A 15,473-nucleotide genomic window follows, 5' to 3' on the forward strand; every position below is an offset into this window, starting at 1 on the left:
CTACCACCGGATCGGTTCCCGCCCGTGCGCGATCAGGAAATCGTTGGCCCGACTGAACGGTCTTGACCCGAAAAAGCCACGATGCGCGGAAAGCGGACTGGGATGCGGGGTCGCGATGACGCAATGGCGTGTCCCCGGCCCCAGTTCGGACACACGCCGCGCCTTGGCCTGTGCATGACTGCCCCACAGGATGAACACCGATGGCTTCTCGCGCCGGGCGACGGCAGCGACGCAGGCATCGGTGATCGCGTCCCAACCGCGCTTCTGGTGCGAACCGGCGCTCCCCGCCTCCACCGTCAGCGCGTTGTTCAGCAGCAGCACGCCCTGTTCGGCCCAGTGCGTCAGATCGCCGCCATCGGCGGGCACGACGCCGCAGTCGGCCTCCAGCTCCTTGTAAACGTTGCGGAGCGAGGGGGGCAGTTTGACGCCGTCGGGCACCGAAAACGCCAGGCCATGCGCCTGGCCCGGCCCATGATAGGGGTCCTGCCCCAAAATCACGACTTTCACCTTGTCCAGCGGCGTGAGTTCCAGCGCCCGCAACCAGTCGGCGCGCGGTGGATAGACGGTTCGTCCGGCCTCCTCCTGTTCGTCCAGCCAGCCGTGCAGCGCCCGCGCCTGTTCCGAGGCGAAAACAGGTTCGAGCACGGGCGCCCAGCTTGCCGGAATGGCGCCGGTCATGGCGTCGGTCTTGGTGTCCGTCATGGTGCCTTCGGTAAGCCTTCATGCAATCACATGCCAGCGGGCTCTTTTCCTATTTCCCCAATGCGCCTAAGGGCCGTGCATGACAGTATACTTCCACGAAGAAGACCTTCCCGCAGATGTGCTCGCCCCCGGCCCCGTTGCGGTCGATACCGAGACGATGGGCCTGATCACCCGGCGCGACCGTCTGTGCGTCGTGCAGATTTCCGACGGCAAGGGGGACGAGCATCTCGTGCGCTTTGCCGCGGGCAGCAAGTACGATGCGCCGAACCTGAAGGCGGTGCTCGCCGATCCGGCGCGGGAGAAGTATTATCACTACGCTCGCTTCGATCTGGCCGCCATCCACTACTATCTGGGCGTGATGGCCGGACCGGTGTTCTGCACCAAGATCGCGAGCAAGCTGACCCGCACTTATACAGACCGTCATGGACTGAAGAACCTCGTCACCGAATTGCTGGGCAAGGACATGTCCAAGCAGCAGCAGTCGAGCGACTGGGGCGCCCCCAAGCTGATCGACGCGCAAAAGGAATATGCCGCGACCGACGTGCGTTTCCTGCACGAAATGGTCGAGATTTTCCGCGAACGGCTGGCGCGCGAAGGGCGCACCGAAATGGCGCAGGCCTGTTTCGATTTCCTGCCGACCCGCGCCCTGCTCGACCTTGCCGGGTGGGAAGACAAGGATGTGTTCAGCCACGAGGGGTGAAACGGGGTGAAAGCAGGACGATGCAGCCCCATATGATCAGACCATGACCGCGCAAGCCGACATCATCCGCGACAAGCGTCGCCACATGGCTACCCCCGGCGGTGCGCACGACCGGCTGGTCCGCTTTCTCGTGCTGACCCTGCCGCTGATCATCGGCGTGCTGTTCGCGCTGATGATCCTCGCCCCGCTGTCGCCGCGCGGGGAAATCAGCTTTTTGCTCGACCGCGACAAGGTTCAGGTTACGCCCAACCGCATTTCGGTGAACAAAGCGATGTATCGCGGGCTGGATTCAGATGGTCGGCCATTTGCGGTCATGGCGGGCAACGCTGTGCAGAAAACACGCCAGTTCAAGCAGATCGAGATGGAGGACCTGACCGCCCGCATCCTGCTGGACAATGGCCCCGCCGAACTGACCGCGCAGGCGGGCACGTACAACTTCGCCGACGAGATCGTCACCGTGCCCGGCGCGGTCAATTTCGTCGCCGCCGACGGTTATCGCATGATCGCGCGCAACGTTTCGCTTAACCTGTCCCAACGCAGGCTTGTCGGCACCGGCCGGGTCGAGGGGCGCATTCCTGCCGGCACATTCAGCGCCAACCGGCTCGAAGCCGATTTGCAGGCACGCACCATTTCGCTTATCGGCAATGCCCGGCTGCGCATGCAGCCCGGATCGCTCAGGATGCCATAACCCCATGAAGACGCTCGTTTCATCCCGCACCCTTCGTATAGGTCTGGCCGGTTTCGGCGTTGCGGCCGCGGCCATCGTCGGCGTGCAGCAGCTTTCGGCGCAATCGATCGCGGGGTTCAATTCGAATCAGCCCGTCGACTACGCGGCGAACCGGATCGAATTGCAGGATCGCGAAAATCGCGTCGTCCTGTCGGGCAATGTCGACATCCGTCAAGGCGACTTGCGGCTCACCGCCGGGCGCACCATCGTCAATTACACCGACGCCGGCACACTGAAGATTCAGCGCATCACCGCCACGGGCGGCGTACAGGTCAGCCGGGGCAATGAAACCGCCAGCGGCAATGTCGGCGTCTACGATTTCAACCGCCGGATCATCACTCTGGTCGGCGGGGTAAAGCTGCGGCGTGGCGGCGATACGCTGAACGGCGGACGCATGGTTATCGACCTCAACACCGGGGTGTCGAGCGTCGATGGTCGGGCCTCGGGCTCCTCGTCCTCGGTCGGCGACACGACATCTTCGGGCGGCCGGGTCAGCGGCAGCTTCTCCGTTCCCGGCAACTGATTGAGGGCCTTTCCGCGGCTGACCAAGACTGGTCGGCCAGGCCGCTATTCCGCCCCGACGATCGCAGACAGGCGCTTGCGCCGCTGGGCCGGCGTTTCGCCTGCTACCATGTCCTGGACCTGTGAGTCCCTCACCGTGGGCGCGGCGACCGCAGGGTTGCCGGCCCCTGAGCGACCCGCTGCACGCATTCGCATCGTCTGCGCATCGGGATAACCGAAGGCCCGCATCGTCATGTAAGTCAGCAGGATCGGCGTGAGGTAGAACATGCACATCTTGGCCAGCGACACGAAACTGCCGTCGCGATAGCTGATGACCGTCATAGAAACCATGCATAGCGAAAACACCAGCGCGAAGTTCGACTCACGCCGCTTGATCATGACATTGTAAAAGCCCGCGTAGGCCGCACCGAACAACCCGCACAGGATGACAATGCCTGCCCAGCCGAGTTCATACCATCCGTAGCCCGGCAGGGAGAACGTCATGCCCACAGGGTTTCCATAGTCGAACAAGTTGAAGAACTGGATCGGCGGTCCGACCGGCTTGCCGCTCCACCACTTGCGCGGAATGGGTTCGGTGAACAGCTGCAGGATGCTTGCGCCGTAATCGAAGCTCTTGGTTCGTTGCGGAATCGCCCAGACGAGATACTCGTAGTATTCCATGTTGGCGAAATCCATGTGCTCCATCGGAGCCATTTCATAGCCGCTGTCGTAGGCAACGGTTTCGTCCTCGATGAACAGGCTTCGCACTGCCGCGCCGCGGTCCTGCACCACTGTCACGAACATCACGAGAGCAAGGATCGCCAAGATGGCGCTGCGCCATTCCGGCCATCTGCGACGACGATCGTAAAGGAACAGAAGGATCATCATCGCGGTGGCAAAAATCAACGGCCCGCGACCACCCGTCCCGGCACGCAAGAGGAAAAAGACCCCAAAGGGGATCAGCGCAAGCAGCCGGAAACGAAACAGCCAAGCGCACATCACCGTAAGCGTCGAGAGCATCAGCTGCAGATCGAGGAAATAGCCCGTGCCGCTCGTATTGACGCGCACGCCGGTTTCGGTGTCGATCACCATGGTGGTCGCGTCCGCGGCGCTGTACATCCAGTTATCGATGATCGAATAGAGCGCGATCGGCCCCAGCAGCGCGCTTACCACCAAAAACGGCTTGATCATCATGTCGCGGTGAATCTGGTCGAACCGGTCCTGCGCAAACGTCACGGGTTCGGGCGCAAGGCGCCAGCACACGCCGACAAATGCCAGCAGGCCAAGGTTCGCACCGGCGATCACCATGATCCTGTCCCATAGCGCCGGCTCGAAATCGTACAGGATGTAGACGAAGCGATAGTCGAAAATGCGCGAGAGTATCGGACGGATCACGAAGATCAGGCCGTGAAACGCAAGATAGAACGTCACGGGATGGTAAATCGTCGCAGAAGGCTGATGCAGCCAATACCACGTCAGAGCCGCGAACAGGCCGGCAGAGGCCAGCAGGACGATATCGTAGGCGAACACGCCGCGCGGGCTCCATTGCTGGGCGCAAGGCAGTGCGGACAATGCTTCGTCCGCCGCACAAGCGATTTTACATCCGCGACTTAGCCCGGCTGACGCAACAGATAAAGCCTTGATCTCGCCGCGCCGCGATTACTGCCCTGTCTGCACGGACTTAAGGCCCGGCGATACAGGCCATCCGGACCGACGGTGCAGCCCGGATGGCCCATGAATCACCGTTCCGCGCGCACTGTTACGGTGCTGGTCGTCGCCGTCGTACCGGTGGCGCCGATGTTGTACAGGCTGATCCTGACCTCACCTGCCGTCACCACCATTGCTGACGCCATCAGCGTGGCAGGCAGGGCCGAAAATCCGACCGTAACCTGATCGCCCGGCAAGGCGTTGGCGAGCGGTTGGGTCAAAGTCGTTCCCTGGTTCGCGGCGATTGCCGGAATCGCCACTCCCGAAAGTTTTGCGCGAAACCGGCTTGGCGCATTGGTCCTGAAAGAAACCTCTTCCCACGCGTTGTAATGCTTGTTGAACCGCAGCTCGAGACAGTCGCTCACCCGGCTGAGCAGGCGATCTTCGCGCAGCCGCATTCCGCTATAGGGCTCGTCCTTCAGGAACATGAGGCCCTGCCCGCTGGCAGCAGCGTCGGAGACGGAGTAGATCCGCAGCTTCTGCCCATGGGCGTAGCCATATTCCGCGCCCCCCGCCGGGGTGGCGGCAAGCGTTATGGTGTGCGGACCGCCCGTAAAGCTGTAACACAGTTCAGGCCCCGCCGGAGTGAGCTTCGTCGTGGCGGAGATATCGCCGCTGTATCGCGCACCGTTGACGGGATTGTTGTCGGTGTCGCCATGGCGGAAGTTGCGCATCTCCATCAGCGGCATCGCGACTTGGGTCCCGGCACCCAACGGTGCAAAGGCAAAGGCGCAGTCTTCCATGACGATCGCCACGCTGTGATGGACATAGCCCGACCACGAAGCGGGATACCATTGCCGGTTTTGGCGCCGTGCCAATTCGGTTAGCATGGCACGTACGGTGACGCGAATGTTGCGCGGCGCTTTCTGATAGGTGCCCGCCGGTGCTCCGCCGACCTGAGCCGTCAGGCTGTCGGGTCCCGAAATCGTCAGCGGCTCGATCGCATTCTTGCGGTCGAGCCAGGTGTCGACTTCCAGTTCGATATCGCGAAGTTCGCTGTGCATGAACGTCGACAGGTGGACGGTCGTGTCTACCGTCTTGATCCTACCGCGGGTCCAGCAACCGACATAGGCCGCCTCGACATTGTCGATCCGGCACATGTCCAGCAAGGTCAGGGGCGGATTGTCCGTCTCGCTGCGCGTAGGGTAGAGGTAATTGTGAAGCAGTCCATTTGCAGGACCACTGCCAAAGATCATCGCTTGCGCATCGAACCAGCGACATGCGGAATAATGCGCCAGATACTTGCCGGTATCCTCATGCGCCTGAAACGCGTCGCCGAATTCGCAATCGCGCGCGATCAGCGGGCAATTGGTGCCCGGATTGAACGCATTGCCGTTGGTATGAGTAAAGCGACAACGTTCGACGTGCAGGCTGCGTTGCGTAAGCGCGGCGCCATAATAGATCTCGCCGCGCCAGCCGGTCATCTCGCAATCGAACAGGGCAATGTCGCCAACGTGAGTATCCTGCATCCAGAAAGCGCGATCGGTATCGTCCCAGCCATCGCCCGTCGCCGGATCGGCTGGCCAATGACCGGACGGCCATCCGCTGGTCGGCGTTCGGCTGCGATTGCCGCGCAGGACGAGCCGGTGCATTTCCAGCCGGTCGACCGATAGCGTTTCGGGCGCGCCGGCCCATGCGATGTCGCCCAGCACGAAAATGCCGCCGCCGCGCCACACGCCTAGCGCCGCACCGGCATCGCCCGTCGTCGGGACGAGCTGAAACCAGTCGTCGGGATTTTCACCGTTCGGCCCCATGAAGTCGATGATGGACCGTTGCAATCCGATACCGCGCAATACCACCGAACTCGTAATCACGAGCGGGTGTCCATCAGGCGCGAACTGCGCGCTGATCGGCGACGTGCGAGGGCGCGCAAAAACCATGTATTTGCCCGCGCCGAACCGAACTTCGGCAATGCCGACTGCGGCGGCGTAATCGATGGCGGACTGGATCGCGACGCGGTCGTTCGTCGTGCCGTCGCCGGCCGCACCGCCCTGTTCGACGGTCAGCCCGTTGCCGTCGCCCAGCAGCCGGAAAATTCTGCCCCCGGCCGTTCGCGCAACGAAAAGCGGGTGGGTCGAAAGCAGGTCGGCAGTGCACAGCGTGTCGCAGACATATGTGCCCGCGCCGACACCCGGCCGATCATGGCCACTGGTTTCGACGCGGCTGGTCGACGCCGGCACGTTGCGACGGGCGAGATCGGCAAAAGTGACGGGTCCGTCGGCTAGCGCGCGAGCTGCAAGGCCCCGCGCAACGATGTCCGCGCCGCTCATTGGGCGAGCCTGTAGTCGACGGTGCCCGAGGCCAGCTCGACCCGCAGGTAGAAAGTCACGTCCTGTTCGGTTTCGGTCCAGACAGGTTCGCAGGCATTTGCGCCGAACGTGCCCCAGGTCGTCCCGGCAATTGTCAGCGGCAGCTTGGTGACACCGCCGTCGACGGACCGCAGCAGCTGAACGTCGCCCGCCCAGATTCCGGTAAGAGATACGATGATCGGCAGCCCGGGCGTGGCGGCGAACGGCCCGATAGTGGCGCTCGTTGCAGTGCTCCCGGAAATGGCAGGCGCGGGCTGCGGCGTCGAACCTCCACCGCCGCCGGTGATTGCGCCGTCGAACGAAACGGGAAGCGGGTTGGCGTCGTCGACGATCAGGATATTGCCGTCAGCGTCCCTCGTGCCGATCGCCACGGCCGTCGCGTATCCGGACGGAAATGAAACAGGATATTTATTCATGGGTTAGTTCCTCGTGAATCGGGAACCAAATCGGTTATACGCGGCAGGGCTTGTAGGAAAATGTTTTTTGCCCCGGCGTTAACAGCTATGGGCGCGGCATGTCCGTCGCCTCACTCGTGCCCTGTTGCCAAAGCCCGATCGCATGAACAACGTCGGCGTGTTCCACCCGGGCACGCAACACAGCTGGCAAACGGCCAACGCGTTGCAGGATCTTGGCCGGCTGGCATGGTTTGCGACCAGCATCTTTTATCGGCCGGATCGCTTTCCCTACGTCCTCGAACGATTTGCGCCCGGCGGGATGAAGCGCAGGCTCACGCACGAATTCGGACGCTTCGCCCATCCCGGACTCGACCCTGCGCTAGTCCACACTTTCGGCTTTTACGAATGGGCCGAACGCGCAGCGCGCAGGGCTGGCGCGCATGGCATGGCCCGCGCGCTCGACGCGAGGGGCAATCGTCGTTTTTCCAGATCGCTCGCCCGGTTGGTTAGTTCCAGCCAAGACCTCACCGCTTTCTGGGGTTTCGACGGCGTGTCCCGCCAACTGTTCGAACAGGAACAAGGTAGCGGGCGGCGGCTCATCCTCGACCGGACGACGCCTGACATGCGGACCTTCATCGCCATTCAGGCCGAATTGCGCGCAACGCACGGCGAATGGTTCCGATCGCGCAGCGAAACGATCGACGATGCGCGGATCGAGCAGGACGAGGCGGAATATGCGCTTGCCGACGCCATCGTGTGCGGCAGCGATTTCTGCGCGCAGACCTTGCGCGAACACTCCCCCGCCAATGCCGGTAAAGTTCGCGTCCTGCCCTATTGCTATGACGAGCACCTGTTCGGGTCGCAGCCCCCGCCAGCGCCGCTGGCCGACGAAATGCCAGTCAGGTTCCTGTTTTCGGGCCGGCTTTGGCCCGCAAAGGGCATTCACCATGCGCTCGAGGCGATTGCTGCCATCCCGCGTTCGCAGGCGGAACTGACCCTTGTCGGCGATCTCGACATCGAGCCGAGCATCTTTGCGCGATACACAGACCGCGTGACGCTGATCCCGCAAGTGCCGCGCCGGGACATGCCGCGTTTGATGCAGGACCATCACGTCCTGCTGTTTCCCAGCCATTTCGAAGGCGGCGGTCTGGTCCTGCACGAAGCGCTCGCATCGGGCATGGCGCTGATCCAGACACGGCGCGGCGATGTCGTCGCCACGAACCGCACCGGCATCGTGCTGGACGAACCGCGGACCGATCTCGTGCTGGATGCGATGCTCGCGCTGATCCACGACCGCGACAGGCTCAATGCCATGCGCAGCGCAGCGCAGGATGAGGCTGGCAGACGTTCGTTTGCGCGTTATCGCGACGGTGTCGCGACGCTGCTGGCCGACCTTAACATCTAGCGCAAATCGAACCTTGCGCGCATCATCGCCAGCGTCCGGCCCGGTGCGGCCCGCAGCGACGATCCCGCCAGCATGTCCTGACGCCGGACCTGCCGTACGATCCAACCAAGCATGCAGAGTTCGAGCATGAGCACCGCCACGCCCGCACCCGTCACGCCCATTTCGCGCACCAGCAGATAGGCCAGCCCCAATGCGCAAGCCGACAGGGCGAGGAAAACGTAAGTGAAGCTTTCGTGCCGGTTCACCGCGATGAGCAGGTTCGACAGCGGCAGCCACGTGCCATTGGCCAGCATCGCACCGGCAAGAGCGAGGATCAGCCAATAGGGCGGATCGATCGCACCGCCTGTCCATGTCTCCATGAACCAGGGGCCGAGCAGGGCCAGCCCGACAAACGCGGGGATCAGCGCGACCGCGCTCGTCACCACGGTCAGCGCGGCCAGATCCGCCTGACGCGCCGTGTCGCGCTGCGCGACCGCAACCGTAAAGTTCGGCATGATTGCATTGCTGACGATAGCCGTCACCTGCACCGCAAATCGGGTCAGCGTCCGGACCGAGGTGAACAGCGGCACCATCGCCACGCTGGACGCGGCGGCAATGACCGGGGCCATCGACTGGATTGAAAGCGTGAAGCTGAGCGGCATGATGGCCAGCGCAGCGGCGGGACGCGCCATCCCCTTCAGCCGTGCAAGAGAGGCATGCCACGGACCCGAGAGCAGCCAGCGCGCATGGCCACGCACCACCAGCCAGAGCAGCACCGTCGCCACCGCGCGCAGGGAGGCATAGGCGATGACTGCGTTCAGCAGGCCGCCTCCCGACAGGGCGACTGCGATGACGGCGATGTTCTCCGCCAGGATCGCGGCGGCGATCGCATGGGTATATTTGGAATAGGCGCCCGTCGCGCGCAGCGCCGCATTGGCCAGCCCGTTGACGAGGTTCAACAGGCCATAGCCGAGCATCAGCAACGCGACCGTCGTCGCATGCCCGCCGCTCGCCCCATCGGCAAACGACAGCAGATGCGCCAGCGGCCCCGCCACGAGCAGCACACCAATAGCCAGCAGCACGACGACGACAATCGCGGTCAACGTGGCCAGCGAATGAAAGGTCGCCAGCGCTTCGGCCCGTTCGCCGCGGGCGACCTGCGCCGTCATTTCGTTGGCGGCGACACCTTGAAACCCCAGATCGCCGCTACCAAGCCACGCCGGGATGGTCAGCAGGATGAGCCAGACGCCATAGGTTTCCAGCCCCCATGAATGGGCGAGGATGGGGACCGAGGCGAGCTGGATGAAGACCTGCACCAGCAGGCCGAAGCCGTTCGCGCCGATATTGCTGACCAGTCCGGCACCGAAGATGCGGTCGCGCCAGTTCAAGCGATACGCTCCCGCAGCAAGGCATCGGCCTCGGCAACGATGGCATCGCGCGACCAGCGTTCGCGCGCCCGGCGGCCCGCCCGCTGACCCAGATCTTTGGCCAATGCCGGATCATCGCATAACCGTTCGATGGCGGCGGCAAAGGCCGACACATCCTGCGGCGCAACGATGAGGCCGCATCCTTCGACCTCGACGGCCAGCCCGGTTCCGGCGTCCGCCGTGGCCACGGTTGGCCGGGACGAAGCGAGCATGTTGGTCAATTTGGACGGCAGCACCAGGTCCGCCGCGCCTGGAAGCTGGGGCAGCAGGTGGATGTCGGCCAATCGCAGCAGTTCGCCAACCCGTTCCGCCGGTTGCAGATCGTGGAACAACAAGTTCGCAAGCCCCGCACCCTGCGCTTCGAGCCGCGCCCTGTTGGGCCCGTTCCCGCACACGACGAAGACGAGGTCTTCGCGATGACGCAGGCGCTTTGCCGCCTCGATCACGATTTCCAGCCCCTGCTTGTTGCCGATATTGCCGGAGTAGAGCGCGACGCGCCGTTCGCCTAGGCCCCATTCGCGGCGATAGGCATCGCCCGAAGCGTCGGCCACGCTTTCCATGTGGTTCGCCCAGTTGCGAACGATGGCCACGTCGGTGCCGGTCGTGCGCCGCCGCAAGCCCTGTGCCATCGGCTCGCTGATCGTGGTGAGCAGGTCGGCGGAATTGAGGATCGCGCGTTCGGCGCGACGCGCCGCGCCCGCGGTCTTCGCGCCTTCCTTCAACAGGCCGGTGGCAAAGGCGGCATCGACTTCGAAATCCTGAAGGTGGACCCACAGTTTCGCCCCCGCCGCCCGCGCCGCCAGTCGCGCTATCGGGACGCTGAGCAACGATGGAGCAACCGCAAGGACAAAATCGGGACGCGTGGCCCGCGCCCGGCGCAGCGCGGGGGCAAAGGCAGACGCGGCAAAGCTGGCATGGTGGACCAGACGCTTCGGACCGCTGGGATCGGCAGGGATGTAATGCGGGCATCGGGTCACGCCGACCCCGCCTTCGCGCGTGTGCGACCAGCCGCGCGCCGCATCGGGATGGCGCGCCCATTGCGGGTAATAGGGTTGGCCGACCACGGCATCGACCGTCCAGCCGCGCTGGACCAGCCCTTCTGCCAGCCCGGTCGTATAGGGGCCGATGCCGACCAGTTCGGGCGCGTAGTTGAGACCGACGATCAACAGGCGCGGGCTTGTCCGCCCGTTCACTGCGATAGCGACACGGTCCTCGCGCCACCCTCCAGGAAATGGGCGTAGGCACCCGCGATGCCCGTTTCCAGATCGACCGAAGGCCGCCACCCCATGCCGCGCAGCAGGCTGCTGTCCATCAGCTTGCGCGGGGTGCCGTCGGGCTTCGTCGCATCGAACGCGATGTCGCCGGCAAACCCGACGGCTTTCGCCACGGTCCGGGCAAGGTCGGCGATCGAGATGTCTTCACCATAGCCGACGTTGACATGGCTTTCGCCGGAATAGTGCCGCATCAGGAAGACACAGGCATCGGCCATGTCGTCGACATGCAGGAATTCGCGCAGCGGCTTGCCCGAACCCCACACCGGCAGCGCGGCATCGCCGGCCAGTTTCGCTTCGTGCGCCTTGCGGATCAGGGCGGGCATGACGTGGCTGGTGGCAAGATCGAAATTGTCGCCGGGGCCATAAAGATTGGTCGGCATAGCGCTGATGAAATCGCAATCGTATTCGCGGCGATAAGCCTGACACAGCTTGATGCCTGCGATTTTCGCAATTGCGTACCATTCGTTGGTAGGTTCAAGCGGGCCGGTCAGCAGCGCATCCTCGACAATCGGCTGTGGCGCCATGCGCGGATAGATGCACGACGAACCGAGGAACAACAGTCTCGAAGTGCCGAACTGCGCGGCCGCGTCGATGACGTTCGCCTCGATCATCAGGTTGTCGTACAGGAACTGCGCCGGGTAACGGTCGTTCGCGTCGATCCCGCCAACGCGGGCGGCGGCAAGGAACACCGCGTCGGGCCGATTGGCGGCGAACCAGTCGCGAACCGGCGCCTGTTCGCGCAAGTCCACCGCGCGGTCGGCGGTCAGGATCTCGCATCCTTCGCGCTGTAACCGGCGAACGATGGCGGAACCGACCATGCCGCGATGCCCCGCGACATAGACGCGCTTGCCGGTCAGATCGTAAAGGGCATCGGTCACGAGCGGATTTTCTCCATGATCTTCAAGGTAAGGTCGCGGGCGAACTTTCTTGGGTAGCGGCGCGGAAAGCCGAACAGGCGACGATATGTCGGCTCTGTCAAACCCATCGCGCCGGCATCGACACGCGGATCGCCCGAAGATGAAACGATGATGGCCGCAAACAGGTCGGCAAAGCCGGTACGCTTTTCGGCAGGAAGGTGCCAGATGGCAAGGTCCGCGTCCGCGTCGCGCAGGTTGTTGTGCCGGAAAGTGGTCCACATCCGACGGATGAACGCGTTCGCGGTGCCCGGCGCGATATCGAGCAGGGCATAGATCGCGGACAACAGGTGCGCCTCTTCTCGCGGGCTGTCGTCGGCCTGCGCGACGACATCGGGCCATAGCTTGCGCGCCAGTTCCGCCACCCGGCGGTTCGTTTCGGCACTGGCAGCATAGATTTCGCCGCCAAAATAAGCGCGCTTTGACCGCACCTCGCCGCCATGGCGCGCCACGAAAGAGGCCAGCCCTTCGCGCGTCAGCCCGTTGATCGCTTCGCCTTCGGGATGTTCGTCGTGGCCCAGTTCATAGGTGAGCGCGCCATGCCGGTCGATCGCCGCTTCGAGTCCGCCGACCGGTTGCCGCCAGATGCAATCGCTGTCGAGCAGGATCAGGCGATCGTCGCCGTCCGACGCGGCGACATGGGCAATTACGTCAAAGACATAGAACTGGTTACCCCAACTGCCGACACTGCCTCGCGGAAGTCGCCAGCTGATCGGCAGGGTCACGATCTCCACCCCCCACCGTTCAAGCGCGGCGCGGCAATCGAAACCGTCGATCACGGGGACGGGTCCGTTGGTATAGAAGACGTGCCGGGCATCGGGATTGACCGCCAGGGAACTGGCATAGAACGCGACCGTGCAACGCCAATAGACCGCCTGCGCGCCGGCATCGTCCGAACGGGACACGACCTGCGGGAAAAAGGTCGCATCCTCGGCCGTGTCGCCAACGAACCACGTCGCGATGATCGTCGCGGCCACGCGCGTCAGTCCCCGCCGCCGATCCCGATTCGGCGCAGCGCCCAGCCCGGCAGGCGGCGCAGCAGTTTCTTCATCGCAATCGATTCGTAGGATGCCATCTCGATATATTTTTCGGGATGGACGGCGTCGAACAGCGCCAGTGCGCCGCCACTCTCCCGCTCGGCCTCCTGCGCGGTGGCCAGCGCCGCGGCATCGCTTTCGCGCACGTAGACGAACGTGTTCTGCCGATACCAGTAATGGATCGATGCATCGTCCCAGTGCCGCGGGCGAACCAGATCGAACGCACGGTACCCGCGGGCCGCGAACAGGTCGCGCCACCAGCTTGGCCACTGTTCGTTGATGTGGCCATAGCCGCCCTGCAAGGGGATGGCCGCGCCGAATAGAACCACGTCCGCCGCGTCGCACAGCGATGCGACAAGCGTGGCGGCGCTGGCCTGCTGCACGTGTTCGGCAACTTCGAGACAGATCGCCATGTCATATCGGCGGCCAAGCTTCAGCGGCACGGACAGGTTGGCTTCGATGAAGCGGTCGTTTTCGACCAACAGGTGTTCGCGGTTGTTCCACGGGCCGTCGACCACGTTGTAGTCGTCGATCCCGACATCGCGTGCCGACTGGGTCCAGTGTCCGTTGCCGCAGCCGACTTCGAGCAGCGAGTGCGCATCGAACAACCGCAGCAGCGGCGGCAGGATCGCGCGGGCCGAAGCGCCCGTCTTGTCGCCATAGGTCTGGTGCCATTGGGCGGGGTAGGTCATCGGGGGAACCTCATGATTTCAGGGCGCGCAGATAAGGCGCCAGCCAATGGGACAGCCTTTCGACCGGGCCGGCATGAAGCGCGACGAAACGGCGCCAGTCGCGGGCGTGAAGTTTGTTCGCCTGTTTATGGGCGGCTCGGATGCGCGCGAACAGCGGCTTGCGCGGCGCCGACCCGCTGTCGTCGTTTGCTGCGCAACTTCCGGCCACGCGGCTGGCAAGGACGACCGGAATGCCGGCGGCCACGGCGCGGAACCCGTAATCGAGATCGCCGAAGATATGCACCAGCCTGTCGGTCAGGTTGCCAAGACGCGCATGCGCCGCCGCAGAAACAAGGACCACGTTCCCGCTGACCGCCACGGCCGGTTGCGGCGTGCCGACTGGTTGCATGACTTGCAGCCGAAAGCGACGGCGTGGATCGGGTCGCCGCTGCGCACCGTATGTGATCGTCTGCGGATCGCCCGGTTCGTGCATCGCGCCCGCCACGATCACCGCACCGTCGCGAGCCACGGTGGCATCGGCATCGGCGACCAGCATGGCCAGCGCGTCTTCGGCCAAGATGACATCGTCATTGAGCCACAGATAGAAATCGTAGCGCTTGCCCGCATTTGCCGCCGTGTCCCAAGCCAGCCGCATGCCGCCGTTCCAGAACAGCGAACCGTCGCCTTCGATGACATGTGCACCCGGCAATATCGCGCGGACCATGTCGCCGGTGCCGTCGTCGGACCCGTCGTCGACCAGAAAGAGATCCTCGGCCCTGAAACCGTGCTGTCCGCGCAGGGCGAGGAGGCACGCCTGCGTCAGGTCACGACGGTTGTGGCACGTCATGATGACCGCGATGCGCGCGTCGGCTGGCGCGGCAAGCGGATCGAGTCCGGTCAAATCCGATCGCTCCCCCCTGTCGCGCGGGCGGCGGACGCCTGCATGGACGCGGGCAGGACATAGTCCGGAAGGCTCGCCACGTTCGTGGCATCGAGCGGGTGCGGAAACCCGGCCGCCATGCCCAGCACGTCGGCCCGGTCCTTGCGCAGCAAGGTAACTTCGACGAAGCTGGGTATGTCCATCCCCGCCAGGTTCACTGCCGGAAGCGCGTTGTTCGGGTGCGCGTGCACCACGTGGAACAGGCTTCCCAACAATTGGATCGCACTGTCGAGAGCGACGAACGCGGTGGGGTTGAACGCGTCGGGAAGTCCATGGATTTCGAGCACTATGACGCGAAAGCGGGCAAGCACGTCGACAGGCGTGCTCAACAGCACCGGCCATTCATGGCCTTCGATATCGATCTGAAGGAGCAGATCGCCCGGCCCTGGCATCTTGTCGTTGACCCATGTATCGAGCCGCACCGTCTGGCCGCCGTCCACCGCGCCGAGGAACTTCTTTTCGAAATCGAACAACGGATTGTTTTCCGCCGGCCCATCGACCGATGCATCGGCAAGGAAACAGGGAATGCCGCGTGCGGCGACCGCCCCTTCGAATTCGGAGATCTGATCGACACCGGGCGAGAAACAGGCGACGATGCCATCGAAATCGTCCGGCACCAGATAGCCGCCATCGGCCGCGCCGCCCATCCGGATGAGCGGGACGGATGTCGTCACCGGCGCAAGACGGGCGAGCAGTCGGCGCACATCGTCAGCGGGGGTCGAACGCGATACGTAATAACCGCGATCGATCGCGAAGTTACGAACGATGCTCCGCAGGTCGGCCAC

General features: G+C 64.0%; 15 protein-coding genes. 4 read left to right on the top strand and 11 right to left on the bottom strand.

Features of this window, described 5'->3' with window-relative positions; genetic code table 11:
- Window positions 1–678 carry a uracil-DNA glycosylase gene (locus tag EKN06_RS06440; RefSeq protein WP_127612366.1) on the bottom strand — a complete coding sequence of 226 codons (678 nt, stop codon included), beginning with the start codon at window positions 676–678 and terminating at the stop codon, window positions 1–3.
- Between the two features lie 103 nt (window positions 679–781).
- Here EKN06_RS06440 and EKN06_RS06445 point away from each other — a divergent pair, with 103 nt between their 5' ends.
- The 3 genes from EKN06_RS06445 to EKN06_RS06455 are packed head-to-tail and all read left to right on the top strand — an operon-like array spanning window position 782 to window position 2,652.
- Window positions 782–1,402: a ribonuclease D gene (locus tag EKN06_RS06445; RefSeq protein WP_127612088.1), complete on the top strand. Its 621-nt coding sequence runs from the start codon at window positions 782–784 to the stop codon at window positions 1,400–1,402.
- A gap of 43 nt (window positions 1,403–1,445) precedes the next feature.
- Window positions 1,446–2,090 (top strand): LPS export ABC transporter periplasmic protein LptC, encoded by a 645-nt coding sequence (lptC, locus tag EKN06_RS06450; protein ID WP_127612089.1) that lies wholly within the window; start codon window positions 1,446–1,448, stop codon window positions 2,088–2,090.
- A gap of 4 nt (window positions 2,091–2,094) precedes the next feature.
- Window positions 2,095–2,652, top strand: coding sequence for an LptA/OstA family protein (locus tag EKN06_RS06455; RefSeq protein WP_127612090.1), 558 nt, complete (start codon window positions 2,095–2,097; stop codon window positions 2,650–2,652).
- 44 nt (window positions 2,653–2,696) lie between these two features.
- Here EKN06_RS06455 and EKN06_RS06460 read toward each other — a convergent pair whose 3' ends face one another.
- The 3 genes from EKN06_RS06460 to EKN06_RS06470 all read right to left on the bottom strand — a co-directional run bounded on the left by EKN06_RS06460 (window position 2,697) and on the right by EKN06_RS06470 (window position 7,062).
- Entirely contained in the window at window positions 2,697–4,202 is a 1,506-nt protein-coding gene (locus EKN06_RS06460) for an O-antigen polymerase (protein WP_127612091.1), read from the bottom strand.
- Between the two features lie 167 nt (window positions 4,203–4,369).
- Window positions 4,370–6,607, bottom strand: coding sequence for a pectate lyase family protein (locus tag EKN06_RS06465; RefSeq protein ID WP_127612092.1), 2,238 nt, complete (start codon window positions 6,605–6,607; stop codon window positions 4,370–4,372).
- On the bottom strand, window positions 6,604–7,062 hold the full coding sequence (locus tag EKN06_RS06470; RefSeq protein WP_127612093.1) for a hypothetical protein: 459 nt from the start codon (window positions 7,060–7,062) through the stop codon (window positions 6,604–6,606). The genes EKN06_RS06465 and EKN06_RS06470 overlap by 4 nt, the downstream gene beginning before the upstream one ends.
- Window positions 7,063–7,204: 142 nt before the next feature.
- Here EKN06_RS06470 and EKN06_RS06475 point away from each other — a divergent pair, with 142 nt between their 5' ends.
- Window positions 7,205–8,446, top strand: coding sequence for a glycosyltransferase family 4 protein (locus EKN06_RS06475; RefSeq protein ID WP_127612094.1), 1,242 nt, complete (start codon window positions 7,205–7,207; stop codon window positions 8,444–8,446).
- Here the strand turns inward: EKN06_RS06475 and EKN06_RS06480 are convergent.
- Genes EKN06_RS06480 through EKN06_RS06510 form a run of 7 tightly spaced genes read right to left on the bottom strand, consistent with a single transcriptional unit; the run spans window position 8,443 to window position 15,473 of the window.
- Window positions 8,443–9,813 carry a lipopolysaccharide biosynthesis protein gene (locus EKN06_RS06480; RefSeq protein WP_127612095.1) on the bottom strand — a complete coding sequence of 457 codons (1,371 nt, stop codon included), beginning with the start codon at window positions 9,811–9,813 and terminating at the stop codon, window positions 8,443–8,445. The two genes, EKN06_RS06475 and EKN06_RS06480, sit on opposite strands and share 4 nt — an antisense overlap.
- On the bottom strand, window positions 9,810–11,045 hold the full coding sequence (locus EKN06_RS06485; protein ID WP_127612096.1) for a WcaI family glycosyltransferase: 1,236 nt from the start codon (window positions 11,043–11,045) through the stop codon (window positions 9,810–9,812). Before EKN06_RS06485 ends, EKN06_RS06480 begins: the two co-directional genes overlap by 4 nt.
- Window positions 11,042–12,004: a GDP-L-fucose synthase gene (gene fcl, locus EKN06_RS06490; protein ID WP_276317272.1), complete on the bottom strand. Its 963-nt coding sequence runs from the start codon at window positions 12,002–12,004 to the stop codon at window positions 11,042–11,044. Before fcl ends, EKN06_RS06485 begins: the two co-directional genes overlap by 4 nt.
- The gene (locus tag EKN06_RS15615) at window positions 12,001–13,017 is read right to left on the bottom strand and encodes a hypothetical protein (RefSeq protein ID WP_164843972.1); all 1,017 of its coding nucleotides are present in this window, start codon (window positions 13,015–13,017) and stop codon (window positions 12,001–12,003) included. Before EKN06_RS15615 ends, fcl begins: the two co-directional genes overlap by 4 nt.
- A 5-nt stretch (window positions 13,018–13,022) precedes the next feature.
- Entirely contained in the window at window positions 13,023–13,769 is a 747-nt protein-coding gene (locus EKN06_RS06500; protein ID WP_127612099.1) for a methyltransferase domain-containing protein, read from the bottom strand.
- A gap of 10 nt (window positions 13,770–13,779) precedes the next feature.
- Window positions 13,780–14,649, bottom strand: a complete 870-nt coding sequence (locus EKN06_RS06505) for a glycosyltransferase family 2 protein (RefSeq protein WP_164843973.1) — start codon at window positions 14,647–14,649, stop codon at window positions 13,780–13,782.
- Window positions 14,646–15,473: an FkbM family methyltransferase gene (locus tag EKN06_RS06510; protein ID WP_127612100.1), complete on the bottom strand. Its 828-nt coding sequence runs from the start codon at window positions 15,471–15,473 to the stop codon at window positions 14,646–14,648. The genes EKN06_RS06505 and EKN06_RS06510 overlap by 4 nt, the downstream gene beginning before the upstream one ends.

It is taken from the genome of Croceicoccus ponticola (genome assembly GCF_004004515.1).
Taxonomy (GTDB): domain Bacteria; phylum Pseudomonadota; class Alphaproteobacteria; order Sphingomonadales; family Sphingomonadaceae; genus Croceicoccus; species Croceicoccus ponticola.